At 39.8% G+C, this 25894-nt stretch carries 32 protein-coding genes and 1 pseudogene; 31 read left to right on the top strand and 2 right to left on the bottom strand.

Annotated elements, in window-relative coordinates:
- Positions 1-12: 12 nt before the first annotated feature.
- The 13 genes and pseudogenes from ACYVRS_RS10635 (at position 13) to sufB (ending at position 13070) form a co-directional block, all read left to right on the top strand.
- A complete protein-coding gene (locus ACYVRS_RS10635) occupies positions 13-1377 on the top strand; it encodes a Sapep family Mn(2+)-dependent dipeptidase (RefSeq protein WP_461203348.1) in 1365 nt (454 codons plus the stop codon).
- Positions 1362-2309, top strand: coding sequence for a glycosylasparaginase (locus ACYVRS_RS10630; RefSeq protein ID WP_461203347.1), 948 nt, complete (start codon positions 1362-1364; stop codon positions 2307-2309). Before ACYVRS_RS10635 ends, ACYVRS_RS10630 begins: the two co-directional genes overlap by 16 nt.
- A gap of 146 nt (positions 2310-2455) precedes the next feature.
- The gene (locus ACYVRS_RS10625; RefSeq protein ID WP_461203346.1) at positions 2456-2785 is read left to right on the top strand and encodes an AbrB/MazE/SpoVT family DNA-binding domain-containing protein; all 330 of its coding nucleotides are present in this window, start codon (positions 2456-2458) and stop codon (positions 2783-2785) included.
- Positions 2775-2885, top strand: a pseudogene (locus ACYVRS_RS10620) (type II toxin-antitoxin system RelE/ParE family toxin); the annotation flags it as partial. The gene ACYVRS_RS10625 and the pseudogene ACYVRS_RS10620, both read left to right, overlap by 11 nt.
- Positions 2886-3035: 150 nt before the next feature.
- Entirely contained in the window at positions 3036-3530 is a 495-nt protein-coding gene (locus ACYVRS_RS10615; RefSeq protein ID WP_461203429.1) for an NUDIX hydrolase, read from the top strand.
- 239 nt (positions 3531-3769) lie between these two features.
- Positions 3770-6361, top strand: coding sequence for a bifunctional acetaldehyde-CoA/alcohol dehydrogenase (gene adhE, locus ACYVRS_RS10610; RefSeq protein WP_054115896.1), 2592 nt, complete (start codon positions 3770-3772; stop codon positions 6359-6361).
- A gap of 189 nt (positions 6362-6550) precedes the next feature.
- The gene (locus ACYVRS_RS10605; RefSeq protein ID WP_461203345.1) at positions 6551-7033 is read left to right on the top strand and encodes a hypothetical protein; all 483 of its coding nucleotides are present in this window, start codon (positions 6551-6553) and stop codon (positions 7031-7033) included.
- Between the two features lie 35 nt (positions 7034-7068).
- Positions 7069-7605: a GNAT family N-acetyltransferase gene (locus tag ACYVRS_RS10600; protein ID WP_461203344.1), complete on the top strand. Its 537-nt coding sequence runs from the start codon at positions 7069-7071 to the stop codon at positions 7603-7605.
- A 226-nt stretch (positions 7606-7831) separates the two neighbouring features.
- Positions 7832-8605: a Fe-S cluster assembly ATPase SufC gene (sufC, locus tag ACYVRS_RS10595; protein ID WP_054115908.1), complete on the top strand. Its 774-nt coding sequence runs from the start codon at positions 7832-7834 to the stop codon at positions 8603-8605.
- A 13-nt stretch (positions 8606-8618) separates the two neighbouring features.
- Entirely contained in the window at positions 8619-9923 is a 1305-nt protein-coding gene (gene sufD / locus ACYVRS_RS10590; protein WP_312542162.1) for a Fe-S cluster assembly protein SufD, read from the top strand.
- The gene (locus tag ACYVRS_RS10585; protein WP_461203343.1) at positions 9920-11164 is read left to right on the top strand and encodes a cysteine desulfurase; all 1245 of its coding nucleotides are present in this window, start codon (positions 9920-9922) and stop codon (positions 11162-11164) included. The genes sufD and ACYVRS_RS10585 overlap by 4 nt, the downstream gene beginning before the upstream one ends.
- Positions 11142-11633: a Fe-S cluster assembly sulfur transfer protein SufU gene (sufU, locus tag ACYVRS_RS10580; protein WP_461203342.1), complete on the top strand. Its 492-nt coding sequence runs from the start codon at positions 11142-11144 to the stop codon at positions 11631-11633. Before ACYVRS_RS10585 ends, sufU begins: the two co-directional genes overlap by 23 nt.
- 45 nt (positions 11634-11678) lie before the next feature.
- Complete coding sequence (gene sufB, locus ACYVRS_RS10575) at positions 11679-13070, top strand: Fe-S cluster assembly protein SufB (RefSeq protein ID WP_054115912.1); 1392 nt, start codon at positions 11679-11681, stop codon at positions 13068-13070.
- 97 nt (positions 13071-13167) lie between these two features.
- Here the strand turns inward: sufB and ACYVRS_RS10570 are convergent, their stop codons facing one another.
- Entirely contained in the window at positions 13168-14310 is a 1143-nt protein-coding gene (locus tag ACYVRS_RS10570; RefSeq protein WP_461203341.1) for a site-specific integrase, read from the bottom strand.
- A 98-nt stretch (positions 14311-14408) separates the two neighbouring features.
- Entirely contained in the window at positions 14409-15029 is a 621-nt protein-coding gene (locus ACYVRS_RS10565; protein ID WP_461203340.1) for a helix-turn-helix domain-containing protein, read from the bottom strand.
- Positions 15030-15174: 145 nt separating this feature from the next.
- Here ACYVRS_RS10565 and ACYVRS_RS10560 point away from each other — a divergent pair, with 145 nt between their 5' ends.
- From ACYVRS_RS10560 to ACYVRS_RS10475, 18 genes are all read left to right on the top strand, one after another.
- Entirely contained in the window at positions 15175-15381 is a 207-nt protein-coding gene (locus tag ACYVRS_RS10560; RefSeq protein WP_208773474.1) for a helix-turn-helix domain-containing protein, read from the top strand.
- An 18-nt stretch (positions 15382-15399) separates the two neighbouring features.
- On the top strand, positions 15400-15708 hold the full coding sequence (locus ACYVRS_RS10555) for a hypothetical protein (protein ID WP_208773475.1): 309 nt from the start codon (positions 15400-15402) through the stop codon (positions 15706-15708).
- 164 nt (positions 15709-15872) lie between these two features.
- Entirely contained in the window at positions 15873-16175 is a 303-nt protein-coding gene (locus ACYVRS_RS10550) for a hypothetical protein (RefSeq protein WP_461203339.1), read from the top strand.
- Positions 16176-16334: 159 nt separating this feature from the next.
- Positions 16335-17012 (top strand): Rha family transcriptional regulator, encoded by a 678-nt coding sequence (locus tag ACYVRS_RS10545; RefSeq protein WP_461203338.1) that lies wholly within the window; start codon positions 16335-16337, stop codon positions 17010-17012.
- Positions 17013-17029: 17 nt separating this feature from the next.
- On the top strand, positions 17030-17158 hold the full coding sequence (locus tag ACYVRS_RS10540; RefSeq protein WP_461203337.1) for a hypothetical protein: 129 nt from the start codon (positions 17030-17032) through the stop codon (positions 17156-17158).
- Between the two features lie 50 nt (positions 17159-17208).
- On the top strand, positions 17209-17517 hold the full coding sequence (locus ACYVRS_RS10535) for a hypothetical protein (RefSeq protein WP_461203336.1): 309 nt from the start codon (positions 17209-17211) through the stop codon (positions 17515-17517).
- On the top strand, positions 17514-17792 hold the full coding sequence (locus ACYVRS_RS10530; protein WP_461203335.1) for a hypothetical protein: 279 nt from the start codon (positions 17514-17516) through the stop codon (positions 17790-17792). The genes ACYVRS_RS10535 and ACYVRS_RS10530 overlap by 4 nt, the downstream gene beginning before the upstream one ends.
- 2 nt (positions 17793-17794) lie before the next feature.
- Positions 17795-17995 carry a hypothetical protein gene (locus ACYVRS_RS10525; RefSeq protein ID WP_461203334.1) on the top strand — a complete coding sequence of 67 codons (201 nt, stop codon included), beginning with the start codon at positions 17795-17797 and terminating at the stop codon, positions 17993-17995.
- Positions 17992-18234 (top strand): hypothetical protein, encoded by a 243-nt coding sequence (locus tag ACYVRS_RS10520; RefSeq protein ID WP_461203333.1) that lies wholly within the window; start codon positions 17992-17994, stop codon positions 18232-18234. Before ACYVRS_RS10525 ends, ACYVRS_RS10520 begins: the two co-directional genes overlap by 4 nt.
- Positions 18231-19034: a replication initiator protein A gene (locus ACYVRS_RS10515; protein WP_461203332.1), complete on the top strand. Its 804-nt coding sequence runs from the start codon at positions 18231-18233 to the stop codon at positions 19032-19034. The genes ACYVRS_RS10520 and ACYVRS_RS10515 overlap by 4 nt, the downstream gene beginning before the upstream one ends.
- 104 nt (positions 19035-19138) lie before the next feature.
- Positions 19139-19555, top strand: coding sequence for a hypothetical protein (locus ACYVRS_RS10510; protein ID WP_461203331.1), 417 nt, complete (start codon positions 19139-19141; stop codon positions 19553-19555).
- A 1-nt stretch (position 19556) separates the two neighbouring features.
- Positions 19557-20066, top strand: coding sequence for a hypothetical protein (locus tag ACYVRS_RS10505; RefSeq protein ID WP_461203330.1), 510 nt, complete (start codon positions 19557-19559; stop codon positions 20064-20066).
- A gap of 87 nt (positions 20067-20153) precedes the next feature.
- On the top strand, positions 20154-20300 hold the full coding sequence (locus tag ACYVRS_RS10500) for a DUF2292 domain-containing protein (RefSeq protein ID WP_404997565.1): 147 nt from the start codon (positions 20154-20156) through the stop codon (positions 20298-20300).
- A 265-nt stretch (positions 20301-20565) separates the two neighbouring features.
- Positions 20566-21024: a hypothetical protein gene (locus ACYVRS_RS10495; RefSeq protein WP_461203329.1), complete on the top strand. Its 459-nt coding sequence runs from the start codon at positions 20566-20568 to the stop codon at positions 21022-21024.
- The gene (locus ACYVRS_RS10490; RefSeq protein ID WP_461203328.1) at positions 21024-21623 is read left to right on the top strand and encodes a hypothetical protein; all 600 of its coding nucleotides are present in this window, start codon (positions 21024-21026) and stop codon (positions 21621-21623) included. The genes ACYVRS_RS10495 and ACYVRS_RS10490 overlap by 1 nt, the downstream gene beginning before the upstream one ends.
- A 724-nt stretch (positions 21624-22347) precedes the next feature.
- Positions 22348-22605, top strand: a complete 258-nt coding sequence (locus tag ACYVRS_RS10485) for a hypothetical protein (protein WP_461203327.1) — start codon at positions 22348-22350, stop codon at positions 22603-22605.
- Positions 22606-22655: 50 nt separating this feature from the next.
- Positions 22656-22793 (top strand): DUF2292 domain-containing protein, encoded by a 138-nt coding sequence (locus tag ACYVRS_RS10480; RefSeq protein ID WP_422718407.1) that lies wholly within the window; start codon positions 22656-22658, stop codon positions 22791-22793.
- A gap of 124 nt (positions 22794-22917) precedes the next feature.
- Positions 22918-25890, top strand: coding sequence for a phage tail tape measure protein (locus ACYVRS_RS10475; protein ID WP_461203326.1), 2973 nt, complete (start codon positions 22918-22920; stop codon positions 25888-25890).
- The last annotated feature ends 4 nt before the right edge of the window (positions 25891-25894 follow it).

The raw sequence follows: 25894 nt of genomic DNA, 5'->3' as shown, positions 1-25894 counted from the left end.
AAGGAGTAAAGAATGGATCAATTTGAGCACATCATTAAGCAGCAGTGGCCCGCATTTCTTGCTGATTTGCAACGTATCATGCAAGTCCCCAGTGTGAAAGGTGCTGCTACCAAAAATGCCCCTTATGGCACGGGACCTAAACAGGCGTTAGAACAAGTCTTACGCTTAGGCCGAGGGTATGGTTTTAAGACAAAAATGATCGATCAAAAAATCGGCTATGTAGAATGGGGCACATCAGACACTGATTATATTGGTGTTTTTGGCCATCTAGATGTCGTCGCAACAGGGGAGGGATGGTCAGTTCCGCCGTTTGATTTGACGGAAAAAACGGGTAATTTATATGGTCGCGGGATTTTGGATAATAAAGGGCCAATCATGTGCTGTCTATATGGCTTGAAATTGCTTAAGGAATTAGGGGTCGTGCCAAGCACCAAGATTCGGATTGTGTTTGGCACAGATGAAGAAAGCGGCATGTCCGATATCCCAGCTTATCTTGCCGCAGAATCAGCACCTAGTTTTGGGTTCACCCCAGATTGCAAATACCCTGTGGTCTACGGCGAACGTGGAATTTTACAAGTAAGACTCTCATTTCCGTTATCCACGCAAGATCGATTACTTTTGGGAACGATCGAAGGGGATCAGTCTCGAGCACATGTTCCAGATCAGCTCAGGGTCACTGTGGCGGAGCGCGTTGTGACTGCGAAAGGCAGACGCGCACCAAGCAATACCCCTGAATTAGGTGAGAATGCCATCACGATACTGGCCAAAAAACTCCAACAAGAAGCTGGTCTATCTGAAGCAGCACGTACCACATGTGCATGGATAGCAGAAAAACTTCATGCACAACATACCGGGGAAGGGATTGGTCTTCACACATTCTCTGCCACAGAAGAAGCCTCTTTAGTGACACCAGTCATTTTGCAAAAAACAACTGAAGGCCTTTCTTTGGATGTGAGTGTCAGGTATCCTGTTGCGCGAAAGGAAGCACAAGTTCTAGCAGCGATCAGACAGCATCTGCCCAAACAGGCAGAGATCGAAGTGGTGCGAAGCATACCTAGTATTTGTCGCGACAAGGAGAGCCGCGGGGCACGCCTGTTATCCGAGGTGTATGGTCAAGTCACAGGTACTTATTTGGCCCCTGTGACCACTACCGGAGCGACATATGCCCGTAAAGTGCCTAACATTCTCGCCTTTGGTCCGTCTTTTCCAGGACAAAAAGGCATTGCACACCGAGAAGATGAATACATGGCTGTAACAGATCTTCAATCAAACGTAAACATCTATATGCATGCAATGGCTGCATTGATCAAGAATGAAAACAACAAAGGGACGCAAGAAGTCCTTATAGGAGGAGAAAATATATGTGGGGAACAATAGCAACTTGGCGTATGGCGCACGATGGGGTTTTAGCAGCAAAAGCTATTTTAGCAGATAACGGGGATTGTAAAGATGCTGTAGAAACAGCTATCTGTAATGTCGAAGACTATCCATACTATAAATCTGTGGGATATGGCGGCTTACCCAATGAGCGAGGAATCGTTGAATTAGATGCGGCATTTATGGACGGCGATACCTTTCAAATCGGTGCTGTTGCGGGCATCACAGATGTGGCCAATCCGATTTCGGTGGCGCGCAAATTAAGTGTCGACACCTTTAACAGCTTTAGAGTCGGACAAGGTGCGACTAAATATGCGATGAATGAAGGGTTTCCTCGCAAGAACATGCTGACACCACGTGCCAAAAAGATCTGGCAAAAACGTCTAGCAGAAATTGCCGACAAGAAATTGAACCCCTATGATGGTCATGATACTGTCTGTGTGGTCGCACTAGACCAAAGTCAACGCATGGCTGTGGGGACTTCCAGCTCAGGTCTCTTTATGAAAAAGGCTGGACGTGTAGGGGACTCTCCGTTGTCAGGATCGGGATTTTATGCAGACAGCACCATCGGCGGTGCCGCAGCCACAGGCTTAGGCGAAGATTTGATGAAAGGATGCTTGTCCTATGAAATCGTTCGATTAATGGGCAATGGGTCGACACCTCAAGAAGCGTGTGATCAAGCAGTCTATCACTTTGATCAGCAGTTGCGGGAACGATTAGGAAAAGCAGGGGCATTTTCGCTGATTGCGATGAACAACCAAGGGGCGTGGGGCGTTGCCACCAATGTGGATTTCACCTTTAGCGTGGCAACTGAACAACAAGCACCTGCGATATTTATGGCTAAACCTGGTCCCAACCAAACCACGATCATCGAACCCATCACACAAGCATGGTTAGATGCGTACGAAGCGAGAATCAAAGCGCCAGTTTAAAATGGGAAGAAGGGTGATTGCAAATAGACGTGGTCGTTTTCTTTATAGAGAAAATAGATCAGCTTTTATGTAATTACTTGTAATGACTCCTCGTGATGGTATAATGTAATGACAGAGACATTACTAATGACAGGGGAGGAATAAAGATGATCACCAAGACCAGAAAACAAGGAAACTCAATTATGTTGACCGTACCCAAAGACTTCAATATTCCCAGTGGCGTGGCAGTAGAGCCTAAACTAGTAGGCAATGGTATTCTATACGAATTTGTAGAACCAGCAAAAGGTTTTTTCGATTTTGGTGAAGAGATTTTAACGGATATCATCGCAGAGGGATATGAGCATGAAGATATTTTAGCAGCATTCAAAGAGCGCAAAGAAAAAATAGTGGCTTCATTTCACGCCATTGCTGAAGAAGCATATACAGATGCTCGCCCTATGACAAAGGAGGCGCTGGAGGCAGAACTTGACCTATGAAGTGATACCTTCAAAACATGTCATAAAATATCTGAAAAAAATAAAGGAGAAGCAACTAAAGAAAAAATTTATAGCGCTCATATATGATGAAATCGCAATAGAAGAAAATGAGTAAATAGATAAATGACTTTCATTAGAATCTTTACTAAGCAGATGCTTTGATGATATAACCGAAAAAATATAAGAACTCTAGAACAGCTATGTTTGCTGTTCTAGATGCTTCTTTAACGATAGAAAGCAGGCGGAAAAAATAGAACATACAGCATTTGGGGTTTATGGCATTATGATCAAGGATCAGAAGCTCCTAGTGATAAAAAAGAATGGCGGACCTTATCAATATCGTTATGATTTGCCAGGCGGCAGTTTAGAAATGGGGGAATTGCTGGAAGAAGCACTGTGCCGAGAAGTATTAGAAGAAACGGGGGCAAAAGTTGCACAGTGGCATCAATTGGGTGTGGTTAATTTTTTGTATCCATGGACATATCAAGAAACAACGGAGAACAATCATATCTGCGTTTTTTATAAAATTGACCAACTGATTGGAGATATCTGTGAGACAACCATCGATTTTGAAGGACAAGATTCTATCGGCGCTTTATATGTACCTTTGGCCGATTTAAACGAGAAGAATGCCTCTTTACCAGTACTGAAAGCTTTAGCTTATAGTAAAAAAGGAATATTCAGCGCAGAAAGTTGTAGATTAAAAGATTGGGAAGTATTATCAGAAAGCTCTTTTGACAAATAGCATGAGACATAAGTAGTATCGTTTGCTCAATAAAACACATGTGATTTTATATTCATTTTGCGCAGTTCCGGTTTTTTATAGGATAGACAAAAGAATGAAAACGTTTGATTTGAAGATATTTTAAAAACTGTGAAAAAAATCACAAAAAAACTATTTACAAATAAAAAAAGATGCTGTATCATTCTATATGTGAAGTACTTAACAAATAAAAACTTGTTTAAGAACTAGGAGGAACAACAATGGCTAAGACATTGGAAAAAGAAGTAACCATCGACGTACAAGGCATGATCGACGATTTGGCTGTAAAAGCAAACGTTGCATTAAAAGAAATGGAAAGTTTTGATCAAGAGAAAGTAGACCACATTGTGCATGAAATGGCAATGGCTGCGTTAGACAAACATATGCCGCTTGCAAAAATGGCTGTTGAAGAAACTGGCCGTGGTATTTACGAAGATAAAGCAATCAAAAACATGTATGCATCAGAATACATTTGGAACAGCATCAAACACGACAAAACTGTTGGTGTGATCAATGAGGACAAACAAAAAGGCTTGATTGAAATTGCTGAACCAGTTGGTGTGGTCTGTGGTGTAACCCCAACGACCAACCCAACTTCAACAACGATTTTTAAAGCAATGATCGCATTGAAAACCCGTAACCCAATCGTATTTGCTTTCCATCCATCTGCACAAAAATGTTCAGCAGAAGCTGCGCGGATCGTGCGAGATGCTGCAGTTGCAGCGGGCGCACCTGAAAATTGTGTCCAATGGATCGAACATCCATCTATCGAAGCGACTGGCTTGTTGATGAACCATCCAGGCATCGCCATCGTTTTGGCAACTGGTGGAGCGGGCATGGTCAAAGCAGCTTACTCAACTGGTAAACCAGCCTTAGGCGTTGGACCAGGTAACGTGCCAGCTTATATCGAAAAAACAGCAAAAGTAAAACGCGCTGTGAACGACTTGATCGTATCAAAAACATTTGATAACGGCATGATCTGTGCTTCTGAACAAGCAGTGATCGTTGATAAAGAAGTGTATGCTGCAGTCAAAGCTGAATTTGAAGCACATCAAGTCTATGTGGTGAAACCAAAAGAATTGCAAAAATTAGAAGATGCAGTGATGAATGAAGGCAAATATGCCGTGAATCCAGCAATCGTTGGACATTCAGCAATGGATATTGCCAAATTAGCAGGCATCAAAGTACCTGAAGGCACAAAATTATTGATTGCTGAATTAGATGGCGTAGGTGCGGATTATCCATTATCACGTGAAAAATTGTCTCCAGTCTTGGCGATGATCAAAGCCAACAACACAGAAGATGCATTCCAAAAATGTGAAGCGATGCTTGATTTAGGCGGATTAGGCCATACAGCCGTGATTCATAGTGAAAACGAAGACTTGCACTTGGCATTCGGTTTACGAATGAAAGCATGCCGGATCTTAGTCAATACACCATCGGCAGAAGGCGGTATTGGTAATATCTACAATGAAATGATCCCATCATTGACATTGGGTTGTGGTTCATACGGAAAGAACTCAGTATCACGCAACGTATCAGCTGTCAATTTGATCAATGTGAAAACTGTAGCGAAACGGAGAAATAATATGCAATGGTTCAAATTGCCACCAAAAATTTTCTTTGAAAAAAACTCTTTGATGTATCTTGAAAAAATGGAAAACGTAGAGCGTGTCATGATCGTCTGCGATCCAGGTATGGTTCAATTTGGCTACTGTGATACTGTGCGAGAAGTTCTTGCACGCCGCAAAAATGATGTCAAAATCGAAGTGTTCTCAGATGTAGAACCAAATCCTTCAACAAATACAGTTTATGCTGGCACAAAAATGATGGTTGATTTCCAACCAGATACAGTAATCGCTTTGGGCGGTGGTTCAGCGATGGATGCGGCCAAAGGCATGTGGATGTTCTATGAGCACCCAGACACATCATTCTTCGGCGCGAAACAAAAATTCTTGGATATCCGCAAACGGACGTACAAGATCGATAAACCAGAAAAAACACAATTTGTATGTATCCCAACGACATCTGGTACAGGTTCTGAAGTGACACCTTTCGCCGTTATTACAGACAGTGAAACACACGTGAAATATCCATTGGCTGACTATGCATTGACACCAGACGTAGCGATCGTTGACCCACAATTCGTGATGTCCGTTCCTGCTTCTGTCACAGCTGATACTGGGATGGACGTCTTGACACATGCCATTGAATCTTATGTATCAGTGATGGCATCTGACTACACACGTGGATTAAGCTTACAAGCAATCAAGTTGGTCTTTGACTACTTAGAAAAATCTGTCAAAACACCTGATATGGAATCTCGTGAAAAAATGCATAACGCGTCAACAATGGCTGGTATGGCCTTCGCCAATGCATTCTTAGGTATTTGTCACTCAGTTGCCCACAAAATCGGGGGCGAGTATGGCATTCCTCACGGACGGACAAATGCGATTCTTTTACCGCATATTATTCGCTACAATGCGAAAGATCCGCAAAAACATGCAATGTTCCCGAAATATGATTTCTTCCGTGCAGATACAGATTACGCTGACATTGCGAAATTCTTGGGTCTTAAAGGTGAAACCACAGCTGAACTAGTAGATGCTTTGGCAACTGCTGTGTATGAATTAGGTCAATCTGTGGGAATCGACATGAACTTGAAAGCACAAGGTGTGACACAAGAAACCTTAGATACGACAGTTGATCGGATGGCTGAATTGGCTTATGAAGACCAATGTACAACAGCAAATCCAAAAGAACCATTGATTTCTGAATTGAAACAAATCATTGTGGATGCTTACAACGGCTAAACAAATGACTAAAACCAGCCCCGCGGTATCTTAGCTGCTAAGGGGCTGGCTTTTTTTATGAGTGATCAAAGAGGCAAAGGCATGATGAAGCGCAAGCGCAAAGAAAGGATTTTGTATTTCTCTGAGGTTTTCTTGACGGATCCAAAGAAAAACGTAACAATAGACTATATCAGTAGGAGGGTGTCGCCCATGGAAATAGAAAGATTGATAGCGGATTTAAATCGGCAACAAAAAGAATTGGAAGCGGTACATAAACAATTGATGCAAACGACGATCACCAAAGAGGAAGAAAGCCAAACCTTTCTTTTTGATTTGAAAGATTACGCGGATAGTTTATCTTTAGTGACTGTTTATGAAGAGCCAGTCCAAGTTGAAGCACCGCCAGTCCAAAGATTATCTGCTATTCTCGGTGAACAGGTACAGACATTGCAACAACTTATTCGAATCCTCTCGGCACAAGAAGAAAGTGAAGCTGCGGACTTCTATGGTCAGCAAGGTGGCGAGTTGCGGCGAACGATTGCCAGTTTGAATGGTATCGTAGAATTGAACGGATTGCTTTTACAAGATAATTTAACCTTTCAACGAAAGCTGAAAGATCATCCGCTGCAACAACTTTCAGTTCAAGAGACTGCGGATAAACCAGGATTTTTTCAACGATTATTTGGCAAATAACCAGGAACTTTTTCTAGATAGAATAGAGGGATACAATGACACAAATCACCTTAAAACCAATCACAGAAGACAACCTTAGCGAACTTTGGTCCGTCAGCTATGGTCCGAAAGCAGATTTAGAATGGATGAACTGGGATGGGCCGTATTTTCAAGATCCTGTGTTGACATGGGAAGATTTTCGCAGCGGATTTGGGAAAAATTGTCTGGACAATCTCTTGCGTAAAGCTATTTATGCGGATGACCGTATAGTTGGCATCGTGACCGCTTATTGGGAAGACAACGATCTGCATCAATGGCTGGATTTCGGTATTGCCATCTATGATCCCAATCTTTGGAATCGTGGGGTGGGCAGTCAATCGATCCGTCAGTGGCTCACCTATTTATTTGCTCAAGAACCGACTATTCAGCGAATCGGTTATACCACGTGGTCTGGCAATCATCGGATGATGAAACTAGGAGAAAAACTTGGGATGCTGAAAGAAGCACAAATTAGGAAAGTTCGTTTCTGGCAAGGTGAATATTATGATTCCGTTAAATACGGGATTTTGCGGGAAGAATGGCTGAATAACTAATTCAAATGGTATATCCTCTACTGGATATGCCGTTTTTTTTCGGAAAATCATTGATTTGTGTGCATTTTTTTTGAATCACGAATTTTCTTGGCGAATCGGCTGTTTTAGTTTATAATAATTCTAATGTAAGAGATAGAATTAAATCGACAAATGCGAGAATAGCGTTTGAAGTTCATTCTCAATTGGTCTAGAATAGTGAGAAAGACAAGATACTGGAGGGAATAGCATGTCAGTTTTAGAAATCAAAAATCTACACGTTCAAATTGAAGACAAAAAGATTTTAAAAGGCGTTGACTTAGTATTAAAAACTGGAGAGATCCATGCCATCATGGGACCAAATGGAACAGGTAAATCAACCTTATCAGCGGCCATCATGGGCAATCCAAACTATGAAGTCACTGAAGGTGAAATTTTGTTTGACGGTGAAAACGTATTGGAAATGGAAGTTGATGAACGGGCGCGTTTAGGCTTGTTCTTAGCGATGCAGTATCCAAGTGAAATTCCAGGGATCACCAACGCAGAATTCATGCGGGCAGCAATCAATGCCAAACGTGATGAAGATGACAAAATCTCTGTTATGGATTTCTTGAAAAAATTAGACCAAAAAATGGACCTATTGAATATGCCGGAAGAAATGGCAGAACGCTATTTGAATGAAGGCTTTTCTGGTGGTGAAAAGAAACGGAACGAAATCTTGCAATTGTTGATGTTAGAACCAACATTTGCGATCTTAGATGAAATCGACTCTGGGTTAGATATCGACGCATTGAAAGTCGTAGCTAAAGGGGTCAATGAAATGCGCGGTGAAGGTTTTGGCGCGTTGATCATTACCCATTACCAACGGTTATTAAATTACATCACACCTGATGTTGTGCATATCATGATGGAAGGCCGTGTCGTGATGACAGGTTCTGCTGATTTGGCCAAACGTCTAGAAGCAGAAGGGTATGCAGGGATCAGTAAAGAATTAGGGATCGACTACAAAGAAGAAGAAGCGTAAGGGGGCAAGGTAAATGGCAAAATTACATGATTATCTTGAACAAGTCAACGTTTTTTCGGCATTGAAAGAAGAACCTGAATGGATGTTGGAAATCCGGCAAGCGGCATTAGCAAAAGTGGATGAATTGCCATTCCCGAAAATCGAGCGGGTTCGTTACGAACGTTGGCCATTGTTTAATATCGATGAAACAGCCTTAACTGGTGGACAGACGATTTCTGAAGAGGCAATTGCGCATGCTGTGCCTGCCTTTGATGAGATGGATAGCCATCCAACTGTTGTCCAATATGAAGAAACAACGATTTTTGAACAATTGCCGCAACATTTGGTTGACCAAGGCGTGATTTTTACAGATCTATTCACTGCGTTGCAGGAAGTACCTGAATTAGTCAATCAATATTATATGTCTAAAGCTGTGCCAGTTGACGAAGACAAAATGACGGCAGCCCATGCAGCATTTATGAATAGCGGATTGTTTTTATATGTACCAAAGAATGTGGTTATTGAGGAACCTTTAGAAGCTATCTTCTACCATAATGGCAATAGCCAAGCACATTTCTTCAAACACGTCTTGATCGTCGCTGATGAACATAGTGAGTTCAGCTATTTGGAACGTTTCCAAACAAAAGGCGATCAAGCCAAAAAGTTATCAGGCAATATTGTCGTCGAAGTGATTGCCAAAGCAGGCGCAAAGGTCAAGTTTTCAGCAATCGATCAATTAGGCGTCAATATCACGACGTACATGAATCGCCGGGGCTATATCTTGCGAGATGCAATGGTAGATTGGGCGATCGGTGTCATGAACGATGGCGATGTCGTGGCTGACTTTGATTCTGATTTGGTCGGTGAAGGGGCGCATTCTGAAGTCAAAGCTGTGGCTATCAGTGCCGGCAGACAGACACAAGGGATCGATACCCGCGTGACCAATAAAGCACCCCATTCAATTGGCCATATTTTACAGCATGGGGTCATTCGTGAACGAGGCGTATTGACCTTCAATGGAATCGGTCATATTTTAAAAGGCGCTAAAGGTGCAGATGCACAACAAGAAAGTCGTGTGTTGATGCTATCTGATCAAGCCCGCGGAGATGCCAATCCGATTCTTTTGATCGATGAACACGAAGTCACTGCAGGACATGCGGCCAGTGTTGGTCGCGTCGATCCAGAAGAAATGTACTATTTAATGAGTCGTGGTCTACGCAAAGAAGACGCAGAACGTTTGGTCATCCGTGGGTTCTTAGGTTCTGTTTTGACCGCGATTCCTGTGAAAGCAGTCCAACAAGAATTGGTAGAAGTGATTGAAGGGAAGTTGCTTGCATGATCGATAGCCATAAAGTGAAACAAGCGTTTCCCATCTTGGATCAAATCGTCAATGATGAACCACTGGTGTATCTTGACAATGCGGCAACAACCCAAAAACCAGAAGCTGTTCTAGATGCAGTGGCCGCTTATTATCATCAAGACAATGCCAATGTCCACCGAGGCGTCCATACGCTAGCAGAACGGGCGACGCAATCTTATGAAGCAGCTAGAGAGAAAGTCCGTCAATTTATCCATGCCAAAGAAACGGCAGAAATCCTATTTACCAGAGGGACGACTACAGGCTTGAATTGGGTCTCTCGCAGTTTTGGCGATCAATTTGTCAAAGAAGGCGATGAAATCGTGATTTCCTATATGGAACATCACTCGAATATCATCCCTTGGCAGCAATTGGCCAAACGAAAAAAGGCGACTCTGAAATACATCCAGTTAACCCCAGAGGGTACACTGGATATGGCAGATGCCAAAAAACAAATCACCGAAAAAACAGCGATCGTATCGATTGCCCATGTCTCGAATGTGCTAGGTGTGATTAACCCAATTGCCGAATTAACGGCATTGGCTCATGCCAATCAGGCAGTCATGGTCGTGGATGGTGCCCAAGCAGTGCCTCATATGACCGTTGATGTACAAGCACTGGACTGTGACTTTTATGCTTTTTCTGGGCACAAAATGTGCGGCCCTACCGGTACAGGCGTTTTATACGGCAAACGTACCTGGCTAGAACAAATGGAGCCTGTCGAATTCGGCGGAGAAATGATTGATTTCGTTCATTTGCAAGACAGCACTTGGAAAGAATTGCCTTGGAAATTTGAAGCAGGCACACCAAATATTGCCGGTGCAATCGGATTAGGCGCGGCAGTCGATTACTTGCAAGAAATCGGCTTAGACGCCATCCATCAGCACGAAGCAGAAATCGTTGCCTATGTCTTGCCAAAATTGCAAGCCATTGAAGGGTTAACGATCTATGGCCCGCAAGAAGCTGCCAAGCGAACAGGTGTAATTGCGTTCAATATTGAGGGCATTCATCCCCACGATGTGGCAACAGCGTTAGATATGGAAGGCATCGCTGTACGGGCTGGTCACCATTGTGCCCAACCCCTCCTACAGTATTTGCAAGTGCCGGCAACTGCACGGGCAAGCTTTTACCTGTATAATACAAGAGAGGACGCCGATCGTTTGGTTGACGCCATTAAGCTAACGAAGGAGTTTTTTCAATATGGCACTGACACGCTTAGATAATTTATACCGGCAAGTGATTTTGGATCATTCCAGTCATCCCCATCACCGCGGCACATTGGGAGATTCAACCTACAAAGTCGAATTGAATAATCCAACTTGCGGCGATGTGATTCATCTGGAACTTGCTGTTGAAGGAGAAACCATCAAAGACCTCGCGTTCACGGGTGAAGGTTGTTCCATTAGTACCGCCAGCGCGTCAATGATGGGCGATGCCGTCATCGGCAAAACCTTGGCGGAAGCAGGAGATTTGTCACGCTTATTTTCTGAACTTGTCCAAGGACATGATGTCCCAGACAGTGATCAATTAGGGGATGCATCGATGTTAAGTGGTGTAGCGAAATTTCCTGCGCGGATCAAATGCGCAACATTGGCTTGGAAGGCCTTGGAAAAAGCCATCCAAGACGATCAAGGACAAGCAACCACAGGTCAACTGCACTGTTCAAATGAAGACAAGCAACCGACGGAATAGACTGATCATACAATCACCTAGTCACAAATCAAAGGAGTGAGAATCATGGGTGTACCTGAATTAGAAGAATATAAATTTGGCTTCCACGATGACGTAGAACCAGTTTTTAGTACTGGCAAAGGCTTGACTGAAGACATCGTCCGTGAAATCTCACGGGTCAAAGAAGAACCAGAATGGATGCTCGATTTTCGTTTGAAATCATTAGAAGCATTCAATAAGATGCCTATGCAAAACTGGGGACCTGACTTATCTGACATCGATTTCGATGCCATCAAATATTATCAAAAATCAAGTGACCGTCCAGCCCGCGATTGGGATGACGTGCCAGATAAAATCAAAGAAACGTTTGAACGTATCGGGATTCCTGAAGCCGAGCGTGCATACCTAGCTGGTGCTTCAGCCCAGTACGAATCAGAAGTGGTCTACCACAACATGAAAGAAGAGTTTGAGAAATTAGGGATCATCTTTACGGATACCGATTCAGCCTTAAAGGAGTATCCTGAAATCTTCAAACAGTACTTCTCAAAATTAGTGCCGCCAACAGATAATAAATTGGCCGCGCTCAATTCAGCCGTTTGGTCTGGCGGCACCTTTATTTATGTGCCAAAAGGCGTTCGTGTCGACGTGCCTTTGCAAACCTATTTCCGGATCAATGCCGAAAATACTGGACAATTTGAGCGGACATTGATCGTGGTTGATGAAGGGGCCAGCGTTCATTACGTTGAAGGCTGTACCGCACCAACATATTCAACCAATAGCTTGCATGCTGCCATCGTTGAAATCTTTACGTTGAAAGATGCCTATTGCCGCTATACGACCATTCAAAACTGGTCTGACAATGTCTACAACCTTGTGACCAAACGGGCCAAAGCGCTAGAAGGTGCGACAGTCGAATGGATCGATGGCAATCTAGGGGCTAAAACCACGATGAAGTACCCAAGTGTCTACCTAGACGGCAAAGGTGCCCGCGGCACGATGTTGTCGATTGCTTTTGCAGGAGCGAACCAAGTCCAAGATACAGGTGCCAAAATGATCCACAACGCACCAAACACATCCAGCTCAATCGTCTCGAAATCAATCTCTAAAGACGGCGGTGCAGTAAACTATCGCGGACAAGTTACTTTCGGTAAGAAGAGCACAGGCTCCATCTCGCATATCGAATGTGACACGATCATCATGGATGACTTATCAAAATCCGATACCATTCCATTCAATGAAATTCATAACAGCCAAGTGTCACTTGAACACGAAGCCAAAGTCTCAAAAATCTCAGAAGAACAATTATACTATCTGATGAGCCGCGGCTTATCAGAAGGGGAAGCCACCGAAATGATCGTCATGGGCTTCGTAGAACCATTTACGAAAGAATTGCCGATGGAATACGCGGTTGAGTTGAACCGGTTGATTAGTTATGAGATGGAAGGTAGTGTGGGGTAACACCTGTTTTGAAGCTAGAACCCTTGATGTATAAGGATTCTAGCTTTTTTATTTTGCTTAAAACTATGAATGTAAGTGTTTTTGTAAGTGCTTTTGATTAAAAGCCAACAAAATTGGCGAATTTATCAGCGGTCTTTTCTGCTTCTTCAGGCATTACATGAGTATAAATTTCTAGCGTGATTTTCACATCTTTATGACCTAATCGTTCACTGACTTCTTTTACAGGAACGCCGCTTTGCAACAATAAGCTTGCATGAGTGTGCCTGAAAGCGTGTGGAGATATTATTTTCAGATCATACTTCTTTATCAAATACTTTAGCCAGTCATTCACAACTTGAGGATAATACAATTCATTGCGCTCATTGGTGAAAATGTATTGATCATCGCTAGAAGTATTGAAACCCATGCTCAAATAGTCTGTTCTTTGTACTGTTCTCCACTTGGCCAAAACTTTCACTGTTTCAGCATCTAGGCTTATTGATCGTGTGCTAGAAGCTGTTTTAGGGGTTTGAATAATAATATTGGTATTTTCATCAAGGGCTAGTGTTTTGCCTATCGAAACACTTTTGGTAGTCAAATCAATATCTTTCCACTGCAAAGAAAGTAACTCTGATTTTCTGGCACCACTAAATGCAAGTAAGCGGAAAAAAGCATATTGCTTAAAGTTACCAAATGCCTTTAAACAATCAAAAAAATGTGCTAGTTCATCTTTAGTGTAATACTGCAGTTTTTTCTCTTCTTCTTTGGCTCTTGGAAGAATCGTTTTGGACATTGGATTGCTATCCATAATCTCCATGGCCACACCATACCGCATAATTTGAGCAGTGACTTTACGAAAATAGTTGTATTGTTTATAACCTTGTTTGAACCACTTGTTTACCAAATCCTGGCATTGGATAACTGTTATAGAAGCAAGCTTGGCATCGCCTAAGTATGGCAATACATGTCCTTCAACAAAGCGCCTATTCAATGCTATTGTGGATGGTTTTACATTGAGTCTATGCTGCGCCAACCATTTATCATACAAATCCTTAAATGTGATAACAGTAGGCTTATTTGATAAGCCGTTATTTTCGTATTCCTCAATTATCTTGGACAAAGCAATTTGCGCTTGTTTCTTATTTGCAAATCCTCTCCTTCTTCGATATATGTTCTTTCCATTATCTGTCTTGCCTAGATATACATTGAACTCGTACGCTGCTGATCCGTCTTTCTTTATATACTTCTGTATCTTTGTCATGTTTTTACTCCTATCTACCACCAACGCCAATTAGAGTAGATATGAAAGGTAAGTCTAAATGCTTTAGATCAAACACTTGCAATTTCTAATACACCTATTCAATCATCAGTGTTCTCTAGATTTATAATCCCCTCAAGAGCTTCCACCGGTAAAAAAGGAAGGATTTTATTCAATTCTACAATACTTTTTCGATCTTCTTCTGTAACCAGATCGGATTTCGGTATCACCATTTCATTTATATCGATTGAATTAGTACTTGAATAGTTTTGGATTAATTCAGCAATATAGTTAGAGTAAATGGTTAATATCAATATTCGGAATGTATTTAACTCAAATTCATAGTCTAAGTTATCCTCTTTGTTTTCTCTTATCAACACAAATTTTTCAATTAATGTTTTTAAAAAAACATGAGTAGTGTCATCTGTATCTTTATTTAACTTAGCTAACAACTTTATAGTTTCTTCATCGTACTCACCAAAGGAATTCGTATCTGCTATAGGTGTTCTATCTTTATCTAATCCAAGTAAATATGAAACAGGAACTTCAAAAAATTCTGCTAAAGAATCCCATACCTTAGAACTTCTGGGGCTTCGCTTTCCATTTTCGTAATTTGACAATTGTCCATCAGATACTTTTAACAAATATTTCTCATTTAAAATGCCGCTTAATTCTTTTAAGGTGATTCCCTTTTTATTACGTAGTTCTTTAATCCTGTTCATTATTAAACCTCCTAATAGGTATTATAGCTTATTTGAAGCTAAACACAATGAAAAACTTTCAAATTGAAAATTTACTCTTGACACTTTCAATTTGAAAGTTTACTATTAGTGCATACTTCCAAATTGAAAGCGAGGTGTGGGTTTTATGTTTGAGCTGGACAGAGAGATGAGCGCAAAGTTAAGAGAAAAGCGTGCTAGGAAAAATATCACATTAGAAGAAGCGGCTGGTGAGATAGGAATAAGCAGAATTACATTAGGGAGAATAGAAAATGAGAAAACTTATGCGGTTCGTAAAAGTGTATTCAAAAAGATAGTTGATTGGTTGATAAATGAAAAAAGCTATAAAGAATAATAAAAAGGAGATGATTAGGTGAAAATGACTGAAATGCCCAAATTACAACTAGAGGTGTCTCACTCGCTCTCTAATGAGCAGTTGAAACAAATATCCGATAGTGTGTTTGAAACGATCGTAGAGGCAATTGTGGCGGCGAGAAACGCAAGCAAAGTTGATTCGGACATCTTAACAACTAAAGCGGCGTTGCAAAAATGGCTTGGAATCTCAGCAATTTACCTTGAAGAGTTACTAGCCGATCAAAACTTCCCGAGGGGAAGGATGTTGAGCGAACGGAAACAAGTATTTTTCAAATCAGACATTATTAAATATCTAAAATCAAAATAAACACCACCAACGCCAAAATAGAATGGATTTCGACAAGAAGCACTTACAAAGCGCACTTACAAAATGCTTGCAATAAGTCTTGAAGGTTAATATAGCGACATTTCAAATGCCGAAAAATACAAAGCTGATAGATTAGTAGGACAAAAAAAGGAGAGAAAAGAAGAATGGAAATCACACAAAATAAAGCAATCGAAAAAGTTTTAAGCGAGGTTATTTCAAAAGAAGCAGCAAAAGAGTTGGCAAATATCGATGGCAAAACTTTAACAGAAGTCTATGACGCTTTGAATGAGCAGGTGGAACACCAAGGGTTAATGCCTGAAGCGCCGAACGCTACAAGCCTTCTAAGAGAATTGTACGAACTAACAGAAGCAAAGTTCGTCGATGATTTTGAGATTGGGGATCTTCAGTATCAAGTGTATGCAATTGTTGAAACGCTGGCAGGCTTGTTAGGAATTGATTTGGAATGAAAATGATATCTGTTTGGTGGTATGAAGATTGGAAGAAGTGCATCTGATGTACAAATAGATTTGTTCAATTAATGAACGAATTGGCATTTGTCCATTTGACGGAAGAAATGTTGTTATTAGAATGTATTCAAAGTATTTCGAATATATGGAGGTGGGTCAATGAACGAGTTAGTATTTTTGGAATCTGACAACATGAACGAAGAACCTTTTACAACAAGTAGAATTATTGCGGATCATGCAGAAGTCGCTCATCATTCTGTAACTCGGTTAATCAGAGACTATGCAAAAGATTTAGAAGAGTTCGGAATTATTGGATTTGAAATCCATAAATTAGACGGTAGAGGTAGACCGAGAAAAATCTATCACTTAAACGAGGAACAAGCAACGCTGCTCATAACATACTTGGATAATACCGAACCAGTAAGAGCATTCAAAAAAGAGTTAGTGAAACAATTCTTTGCTATGAAGCACGAACAATTATCTCGGCAGGCCTTACGAAGTGCTGGTAAGCAAGTTCGCTTATCTATGACTGATGCCATAAAAAAAGCAGATTTATCGCCTCACTTCTATAAACACTATACAAATCTATGCTACAAGTCAGCTATAGGGTTTAATGCAACGCAAATCAAGAAAGCGCGAAATATAGTTAAGAATTGCTCACTAATGGACTACCTTTCAATTGAAGAACTGGAAGCAGTTAGCGTAAGAGAAAGTCAAATAGCGATCATGATCACTCTAAGCATGTCTTACGATCAGATTAAAGCTGTTCTGGGAAACAATGGTGTGATTTATCAAACGACACTTAAAATGCCTGTGAGTGAAAAAGAAGCAGTTTAAACGAAGGGGGATTTAAGATGGAGCGATTCCACGAGTTGAAAAGAGAAATCATCGCAAAGTTGCAATCTATTCAAGATGGCGATGCGTTGGAAAGTTATTCAGATAATATGATTGAAGATATCACTAATAAAGAAACCTTCAACTAGGCTTTTGAATTAATGCTGCAAGCTAAGGAGATTTCTGAAAGAGAGGATTAATGAATGATTGGAGAAAAGAAAAAAGCCTTTGCTATACAATTCTTGGCGGAATTAGCAAAAGGCAACACAATAGGTTTATTTACCTATATTCTTTTCTCCATTATAACAGATTCGAAAAAAATTCAAAGAAAAATGGAGCGAATACGATGAAAAACAGAAGAATTACATTATTGATTACTATTTTTATGATTGGCGCAGCTGTTTCTCCCCTAATAAAACTGCTGATCATTGCACCTTGTTTAGTCAATTTGTTTATGCAGTATGACGAGTACGACTATAAGCTAAGTTTCGGAGGTGCAAAGTCATGAGTAAAATTAGCGATAGCGTTTTTGAACTTGAAGATCTCATTGGCCAATTTGATTCAAGGTTAGATGGATTGGTTTTAACTTATAACTGGTTTTCTACGAAATATGAAAATGATGGTACTAAGGAAGATGTTACCAACCAGGCGTTAAATATTATGAATGAGTTCAACTCTCAACGGTCTGTTTTCCAAAACTTCTATATTGATTTGTTGAAAATATTTACTGATCTTGATTCTCTTCATAGTCAAATGATTAGTTTAGTGAAGGAGAAAAATTGAATATGTATTTAGATGAATTCGTTGTTGAAGCAGGTGTAATCATGTCGGCATTAGAATCACTGAATGAAAAGGTACGCGATGTTAAATTTGATAATTTAAATGCTGCAAACCAAGTTATTGCACAAATAGAATGTTTGACTGTATATGCTGAAATACATTATAAGAAGTTAGAAGACAAATCTATTGGAGAGGTAGCCAAATGAAAGACAAAAATTTGTTAGCCAATTCCCAAAGCCTTGCAGCAAGAGTAAATGATTTAAAAATCATTGAGCGGCTTATTGAGAATATCGAATACTCAAGAGTAACTGAAGATACATTTGCTTTAAATAAACATTTAGGAACCGGAGCGCTTGGCGAAATAGGCGAAGCGTTAGAAAGTATCCGAGAACAAATACAAGTAGTCTCTGATGCACTTTATCCAAAATCTGGAGGGTTCATATGAAATACGATAATGTTTACACTGTCTCAGAAGAAAACTCACATCGATTCTATCAATTGCCTAAAGAGTTGATTGTAGGTGACTTATATAAAGGGTTGTCACTGAATGCAAAAGTCATTTATTCAATGTTGCTAGATCGTAAGGAGTTATCTAGAAAAAATAATTGGGTTGATGAATTCGGTCAAATATTTCTGCTGTTTACAAGAGAAAACATCATGAGAATCCTTAATATATCAAAGCCGACTGCAGTGAAAGCCTTTAAAGAATTGGCTGATTCCAAACTTATCATCGAGGAGAGACAAGGGTTAAATAAGCCGAACAAAATATATGTATGCCGTATTAAATACGGAGGTTCAAATTTTGAACTTCAAGAAGTTGAAAGTTTTAACCCTAATGATACTGAGATTAATAATACTGAAAAAAACAATAACCTTGACGACGACAAGGATAACTCTTTTTCTGAGAAAAAAGAGCCCACGACTACTTATTTCATACATGATTATAAATCTATTATCAAAGGATTAAACTTTAAAGATGAGCAAGCCGAACGAGTTATTAATGTAATCGTTGGATATTCCGAGAAGTATAAAGATACTTTACAAGAATTCCATCCCAGAATAACTAAAAGGCAGCTTACTAAGGTAGAGGTGATGATCAGATACATGGACTATCTGGAATTGTGGGATTGGAGAGAGTTGATTTCGCGATATTTTGAAGAAGAAAACTTTGGTGATGGCAATATAAATAGGTTCTTTGCAGGTACTGAAGAGGCTGGTGTGATAGCTGGAATGATAAATGAATAAAATAGAGTTGTTTGGACATACGTCAGGACATTTGTCCACTTGTGTCCGGACATTGTCCTAACTTCATAGGCATCACCATTGAAATCAAATGAGAGGGGAATATCATGAATATAGATGAACTGCAGTTAAATTTAGGCAGAGAATTAGCAATAGCGTTTTTCCACGAATACAGGAAAACAGAAGAGTTCGATAGACTATTAATAAAAGACCTGACCTTTCAAGAGTTAAAAACAACGATTGTACTCAATATTTATGAAAAGGTAGAAAATATGTACCTAGTTAAAGAACTTGGTAAGTTGGAAAAAATGGATAAAAGCATGTTGATCGCGCAAATATTTCAATTGCTGCAAGATATCAACTCGCATGAAAAGTCTTGGTATTCTAATTTCCGCGAAGAAGAAAATGAGATGAAGCTTGATTCAGTAACCAATAATTATTATGGCATGGTTCCAAGTGAGAAAATAAATTTACTGGCCGCAATTGAGGAAGTTATCGAGAATGAAATAGAAGGAGTGGTATAAGATGAAACCTAATCTGACAGAAACAGATTTTTTGGTACTAGGTATAATCAAGCAACACTCAACTCACAATAGGATATTGGCGAAGGATATCATTAAGCAAACTAATCAAACTTATAAGCAATTGAAAATATCGGTCAAAAGATTAAGAAAGAATGGCATTCCTATCGGTGCAAGTAAAGCGGATCCTATGGGATATTGGATAGCTAGAACTAAAGAAGAAGTAACGGAGAGCAATCTGCTGTACGAAGCCCAAGCTTATTCTATGCTTGATACAGTTAAAACTATGAACAAGGCACACTTAAATACATGGGAATATGATTTAAATGATCCTGGTTGGCGTGAAAGAAATACAGGACAGTTACTGGTGGAAAATGGAGGCAAGCAATTTTCGATTACAGCAAAGTTATTTGGCGAGGATACAACTGATGGCGAAATCACATTGCCTAAAGAATTGATTGAGTCGTTACCTGAAAATACGAGGCGAGTATTTTTGATTAAAAAAAATGATTGAATTTTATGTATTGGATATCAAGTTTTGTCAAGTTTGGGTCAGTTTTCTTGTTAAGCATATGAAGTTTTTGAGAAAGGAATGTAGAAAATGGAAGACAAAGTTTATATTGAGTCCGAAGATAAAAATGCAAAAACCGCAATTCTATTGCCTAATTATGGAGAGGTAAAATTAATCGTACAACAAGGTAGAGTTATTCGGTTTGAAACAAAAGAAATCAATCTCGTAGGTAAATAAACATTGATTTATCAAGGTTTTAGATACAAAAGAATCGCGAAATATGGTATAATTATCACATAAACATATTTAGTATCCTACTAGGAAAAACCAGCGGATGCGAGACAAAATTCCCGATTGAGGAAATGTCTTGTGTCCGCTTTTTTTATTCCATTGATCATTGAAAACTAAATAAGCGGTTGTGCTGCAAGCGCCGTCCTTGATGATGACAATTCCAAGCAAGACCAACGACCAAAACCGCAAAAATATCAAAGGGAGGGTGAGTATGGATCAAGAATATAATTTAGGCCGATATTTAGATATTGATTCGCAAATCCAAAAATTGATTAGAAGGAAAATTTCATTGAGACAAGAAATCTATAATCGTACCCTAGCTACTCACCTTGCCTATGATGAAATTTCCATACACACTCATGCACCTAAAATCGAATTTATCGTTTCAGATAATGCAGAAGCTGAAATGCTTATTGATAGGCAGATAGAGCGGTGGCACACAAGAGCCAAGTATTTCTCCAAATTCCTAGCTACATTGTCTCAGAATGAAGCTGAGAGCCTAATAAAAGGGTATGCTTCTAAAGAACTCAAGGATGCTGCTTTGGAAGAAATTGAAGAAATAGAAACGGCTATGGCCTTCAGATATGGATGGGAAGTGCCGCAAGAAAAGGTTGAGCTAACGGACGATTTATTTTCCGATATATCAATAATGGCGGAGGTGTTTGGATAGTGAGTTATGATTTCGAGATTCGTCCAAAGTGGATACTCACACAATGGAAGGCATTTGTGGTAAATAGGAATCATTTAGGCGATGGCAATGCCAAGGGGTATGCTCGTCTACTATTTGCTGCTTTAAAAGAGTTGCCTAAAGAAGATGTTTTAATTCTTTCTGAGAAATATTATGAAACTGAACAAGGTGCCAATTTTACTTATGCTTATAACGGTTATCGAACATATATACCTATAACAGATAAAGTATTGGCTGACCGAAGAGGAATATCCGTACTTGAATATAGAAAAATCAGGAGTAAGTCAGAAGCAAAACTGCAAGCTATTATCAATCGACTGAGAAAAGAGTTCATCAAAATAGATGCTGATAGCCTGGAAGAATACATTTTAGGTGTAAGAACTATTTATTTGAAGAGTTATCAAATTATCGAGGGAAAGCGTGCGGATCCAGACTCTTTTGTTTTTACTCTAGATAGATCAAAAGCGAAAAAATTCAAGCAAAACTCTCCTCAAGGAAGACAAATTAAAATGTATCTTAGACTTGAGAAAATGGAGCCGCGAGACGAGTGTATAAAGTTTGTGGATATTTGGTTTGATTAATTTCTAAGTCGATTATGTAATTTACTGCATTTTACTACAAGAGTTTGATTCACAAGTCTTTGGCGATTGATTTTGGTATTTATTTTGGTGACAAAAAAAGACATATAGGGATTTTCAAGGATGGCAAAACAGTTTTGAACAATCGCAGTTTTCGATAAGGTTTCGATAAGGTTTTGGCTAGGCAAAAATATTTTAAAAAGCTATTCAGATTTAAACAAAAACGGAATTATCGGAGTCCTTAAAAAAGAAATTTCCGCCATTCTTGTGATCTATTACCAAGGAATCCGAAATTTTTTTAATTAGTCTATACCAATTAACAGAAAAGTGCATAGTAGTGAAGGGTAAGTGCATAGTTTGGAATTCAACTATTCACTCCTTCAAACCCTTGCTATTACTATATTTATATTACTTTTTTTATATAAAGTGAATAGTAGTGAATAGTTAATATAAAAGAGTAAATAAAAAAGTAATAAAGGAAAAATATATAAAAGAATAGGAATTTGGGTCAAACTATGCACTACTGTTCACCTTATCACGCTGTATCCATTGGGGGAGTAAGCACGAAGGCAGGTGAATAGTTTAGGCTGACTATTCACTTTATTAGGAGGTCCAAACATGCAATCTGAACAATCAATCCAAAAAGTTTATTCTGACATTTCTGACGCCCTAAAAAGGGTGCTTTTCATTTTTCCAATTTAGAATTCTATTAACGGAGGCGATTTTTTTGAATTACACCAGCGAACAAGTAAGAAAAGCAATGGAAAAACAATATTCTGATCAATTAAAAATCATGGAACACTCGTTGATAAATATGAGTAAAAAGGCTGTAAAGAACCTTATACTAGAAAAAGAGAAAGAATATCTAGCGGAGAAAAATATAGCTGTTTACTATGCAATTGTATTAGCCCAAACAATCTACAAAAAGAGATTTAAGCGAGAAGTAATATTGAAAGGTGTCTATAGATTACCGGAAAGTGGGTAAGCGTCAGGAAAGCCGCTGTCAAAATATAATTAATATCACAGGAGGGAACAATGGAAAGCCAAGTAATAATAATTCAAGATAATAGAAAAATAGATGTACCATTACCATCGTTTGGAGAAATTATCTTAAAAATTCAAGATGGAAAAATTGTCAGCAAACATATTACTACAACAGAGAGATTAAAATAGTCTGACTAATTAAGTTAGAGGACATGAACAAAGCAGGTTTAATCCTGTAATGTTCATGTCCTCTTTTTTTGGTTTAACCGTCAATTCTTGACGTTTAAATAAATGAATGAAAGGAGTGAAGTATATGGAACAATTCAGTGTAGAGGCTTATTTGAAAGCGACCGATGGTGATTTTGGGAGTACATTTAAGGCAGCCATTAGCACAGTAGAGGAATTCAAAAATAATACTAAAAGTACCATGTCTGCTGTAGGTGATATCATGACGTCTGCTGGTAAGACGATGACAAAGGCGGTCACTCTTCCTATATTGGGAATCACAACCGCTGCAGTCAAAGTTGGTGGCGATTTTGAAGAACAAATGAGCCGTGTTAAAGCAATATCTGGCGCAACTGGCGATTCTTTTGAAGAATTAAGAGACCAAGCGATTGACTTGGGTGCTAAAACCGCCTTCAGTGCGAAAGAATCAGCTGACGGAATGGAAAACCTAGCATCTGCCGGGTTTGATGCACAGGAAATTATGTCTGCCATGCCAGGTCTATTAGATTTAGCCGCCGTTTCTGGTGGTGACGTAGCATTAGCTTCAGAGAATGCCGCAACTGCATTGCGAGGGTTTGGACTAGAAGCAGATCAAGCTGGGCATGTCGCTGATGTATTTGCAAGAGCAGCAGCAGATACCAATGCCGAAGTTGCTGACATGGGTGAAGCAATGAAATATATTGCCCCAGTTGCAAAAGCGATGGGATTGTCTATTGAGGAAACAGCAGCTGCGGTCGGTATCATGAGTGATGCAGGTGTAAAAGGATCTCAAGCGGGTACAACATTACGTGGCGCATTGTCTAGGATTGCAAAACCTACAAAAGCTATGCGTGACACGATGGCAGATTTAGGAGTTTCTTTTTACGACAGCGAAGGCAATATGATTTCTTTGAAAGAACAGATTGCTTTGCTTTCAGATTCGTTCGATGGATTAACACAAGAACAGAAAAACCAAGCGTTGGTTACATTGTATGGACAAGAATCGCTTTCCGGTATGATGGCACTTATCGACAAAGGTCCCGATTCACTAGGAAGCTTAACTAAGTCTTTAGAGGAATCAGATGGTGCAGCTGACGAAATGGCGAGAACGATGCAGGATAATATGAACTCTTCAATCGAACAGATGTTGGGTGCATTTGAATCTGCAGCGATCGTCATCCAGGATATTTTAGCGCCAGCAATCAGTGCAGTAGCTGATTATATTGGCGGATTAGCTGAGAAGTTTGTTTCTGCTCCTAAGTGGATGCAGACTGCCATCATTACATTTGGTTTATTAGCTGCTACAATCGGGCCTGTTTTACTTGTTATAGGAACGCTCATTCTGAAAATACAAGATTTTAAAGTAGCTTTGGCATTCTTGCAATCTGACATTCCTAAATTAGGGAAAGCAATAACTTCAGTTACGGGAGGTCTTAAAACATTCTTCAGTTCATTAGCAAGTACGAATCCCATTATCCTAATTGTAGTAGCCATCGCAGCAGCAATAGCCGCGTTCATTTACTTCTGGAACACGAGTGAAGAGTTTCGAAACTTCTTTATTGGTATGTGGGAAGCTATAAAAGAAGCGGTAGGCGTTGCTATTGAATGGGTTAAAGAATCATGGACAAGTATGGTGGAAGGCGCTAAGAACGCCGTAGAGAGCGTTAAACAAGCGTGGGCAGACACGAAACAATGGTTTGCTGATTTATGGCAAGGTATCAAAGATTCGGCTGCTGTAATGTGGGAAGGCACAAAGCAAGTATTCGATGATGCGGTAGATAGTGTTGTGTCTGCGTGGAATAGCGTTACGGGTTGGTTCGCTGATTTGTGGAACGGCATTAAATCAACAGTTTCTAAGATTGTTGGAAAAATAGCAGACGCTATCAATAGCCGTTTCGGTTATCTGATCAAAACTATCATTTTCTCATTCGAAAGTGTGGTTATTTTCCTACAGAACACTTGGAATAACCTGGTAACTATCGCACAAAATGTATTCACTATCCTAAAAAACGTCATCCTAGCACCAGTTTTATTCGTAACCTCGCTTATATCTGGCGGTTGGGAAGAAGCCAAAAACAATATGATTGGTGTTTGGAACAACATTGTAGAATCTGCAGGTAATATATGGGGCTCATTTGTTCAAATTTTCATTGATTATTTTGAAACAATCAGAGAAATAGCGATTGTCTTGTGGGCGGGTATCCAGTCAGCGATTAACAATGTGTTAATTGAAATAGCGACAATTGCTTACAACACTTGGAACTCTGTCAAACAATTCTTTTCAGACACTTGGGAAAGTATCAAACAAGGTGCTATTGACGCATGGAATGGTTTGAAATCATGGCTATCCGAAACTTGGAACAGCTTGAAACAAGGCGCTATCGACACTTGGAATAGCGTGAAGCAATTCTTCGTTGATCTGTGGGAATCTACAAAAACAAACACAATCAATATGTGGAATGCGATTAAAGACGGCATAGCGACTGCGTGGGAGAATACAAAGAATGCGGTGATAAATACTGCCAAAGGTATTGTTGACGGCGCTAAACAGGCTTGGGAAGACCTGAAAACAGGCGTTAGCAATGCTATCGAAAAAGTAAAAGAAACATTCGATCAAATCAAGCAGATTGATTTATTACAAATTGGTAAGGATATTATTGATGGCCTAGTAAATGGTATTAAAGGCAAAATTGAAGACGTCAAGAATGCGGTAAAAGATATTGCTGGTTCGATTACAGGGAAGATCAAAGACATTCTAAATATCCACTCTCCTTCTCGTGTTATGGCTGAGTTGGGTATGTTTACTTCTCAAGGTTTAGCTGACGGTATGCTAGACGGCGCTAGGTATGTTGACCGAGCATCTTCTCAAATTGCTGACCGTGCTTCAAACATGGACATTGGCAATCGTATCTCGGCAGTCAATAGTCAGATTCAAACGCAAGTGCAGCACGAAGTTAGTTACGGATCAAACAGCAAACCAGCATTGTTTAACATCCAGTTAGGCAATCAAGTGTTTCAAGCTTTTGTTGAGGATATTAGTCACGCGCAAGGCGGCGGAGCCAATCTTAACATCGTTTTTTAAAAGG

The sequence above is a fragment of the Enterococcus salsurae genome, from assembly GCF_054784955.1.
This window is presented reverse-complemented; position numbering and strand designations above follow the sequence as displayed.

Bases quoted from the DNA above. Each gene is read 5' to 3' on its own strand.
- ACYVRS_RS10635 (WP_461203348.1), top strand. From the start codon at position 13: ATGGATCAATTTGAGCACATCATTAAGCAGCAGTGGCCCGCATTTCTT.
- ACYVRS_RS10630 (WP_461203347.1), top strand. From the start codon at position 1,362: ATGTGGGGAACAATAGCAACTTGGCGTATGGCGCACGATGGGGTTTTA.
- ACYVRS_RS10625 (WP_461203346.1), top strand. From the start codon at position 2,456: ATGATCACCAAGACCAGAAAACAAGGAAACTCAATTATGTTGACCGTA.
- adhE (WP_054115896.1), top strand. From the start codon at position 3,770: ATGGCTAAGACATTGGAAAAAGAAGTAACCATCGACGTACAAGGCATG.
- ACYVRS_RS10605 (WP_461203345.1), top strand. From the start codon at position 6,551: ATGGAAATAGAAAGATTGATAGCGGATTTAAATCGGCAACAAAAAGAA.
- ACYVRS_RS10600 (WP_461203344.1), top strand. From the start codon at position 7,069: ATGACACAAATCACCTTAAAACCAATCACAGAAGACAACCTTAGCGAA.
- sufC (WP_054115908.1), top strand. From the start codon at position 7,832: ATGTCAGTTTTAGAAATCAAAAATCTACACGTTCAAATTGAAGACAAA.
- sufD (WP_312542162.1), top strand. From the start codon at position 8,619: ATGGCAAAATTACATGATTATCTTGAACAAGTCAACGTTTTTTCGGCA.
- ACYVRS_RS10585 (WP_461203343.1), top strand. From the start codon at position 9,920: ATGATCGATAGCCATAAAGTGAAACAAGCGTTTCCCATCTTGGATCAA.
- sufU (WP_461203342.1), top strand. From the start codon at position 11,142: ATGGCACTGACACGCTTAGATAATTTATACCGGCAAGTGATTTTGGAT.
- sufB (WP_054115912.1), top strand. From the start codon at position 11,679: ATGGGTGTACCTGAATTAGAAGAATATAAATTTGGCTTCCACGATGAC.
- ACYVRS_RS10570 (WP_461203341.1), bottom strand. From the start codon at position 14,310: ATGACAAAGATACAGAAGTATATAAAGAAAGACGGATCAGCAGCGTAC.
- ACYVRS_RS10565 (WP_461203340.1), bottom strand. From the start codon at position 15,029: ATGAACAGGATTAAAGAACTACGTAATAAAAAGGGAATCACCTTAAAA.
- ACYVRS_RS10560 (WP_208773474.1), top strand. From the start codon at position 15,175: ATGTTTGAGCTGGACAGAGAGATGAGCGCAAAGTTAAGAGAAAAGCGT.
- ACYVRS_RS10550 (WP_461203339.1), top strand. From the start codon at position 15,873: ATGGAAATCACACAAAATAAAGCAATCGAAAAAGTTTTAAGCGAGGTT.
- ACYVRS_RS10545 (WP_461203338.1), top strand. From the start codon at position 16,335: ATGAACGAGTTAGTATTTTTGGAATCTGACAACATGAACGAAGAACCT.
- ACYVRS_RS10540 (WP_461203337.1), top strand. From the start codon at position 17,030: ATGGAGCGATTCCACGAGTTGAAAAGAGAAATCATCGCAAAGTTGCAA.
- ACYVRS_RS10535 (WP_461203336.1), top strand. From the start codon at position 17,209: ATGAATGATTGGAGAAAAGAAAAAAGCCTTTGCTATACAATTCTTGGC.
- ACYVRS_RS10530 (WP_461203335.1), top strand. From the start codon at position 17,514: ATGAGTAAAATTAGCGATAGCGTTTTTGAACTTGAAGATCTCATTGGC.
- ACYVRS_RS10525 (WP_461203334.1), top strand. From the start codon at position 17,795: ATGTATTTAGATGAATTCGTTGTTGAAGCAGGTGTAATCATGTCGGCA.
- ACYVRS_RS10520 (WP_461203333.1), top strand. From the start codon at position 17,992: ATGAAAGACAAAAATTTGTTAGCCAATTCCCAAAGCCTTGCAGCAAGA.
- ACYVRS_RS10515 (WP_461203332.1), top strand. From the start codon at position 18,231: ATGAAATACGATAATGTTTACACTGTCTCAGAAGAAAACTCACATCGA.
- ACYVRS_RS10510 (WP_461203331.1), top strand. From the start codon at position 19,139: ATGAATATAGATGAACTGCAGTTAAATTTAGGCAGAGAATTAGCAATA.
- ACYVRS_RS10505 (WP_461203330.1), top strand. From the start codon at position 19,557: ATGAAACCTAATCTGACAGAAACAGATTTTTTGGTACTAGGTATAATC.
- ACYVRS_RS10500 (WP_404997565.1), top strand. From the start codon at position 20,154: ATGGAAGACAAAGTTTATATTGAGTCCGAAGATAAAAATGCAAAAACC.
- ACYVRS_RS10495 (WP_461203329.1), top strand. From the start codon at position 20,566: ATGGATCAAGAATATAATTTAGGCCGATATTTAGATATTGATTCGCAA.
- ACYVRS_RS10480 (WP_422718407.1), top strand. From the start codon at position 22,656: ATGGAAAGCCAAGTAATAATAATTCAAGATAATAGAAAAATAGATGTA.
- ACYVRS_RS10475 (WP_461203326.1), top strand. From the start codon at position 22,918: ATGGAACAATTCAGTGTAGAGGCTTATTTGAAAGCGACCGATGGTGAT.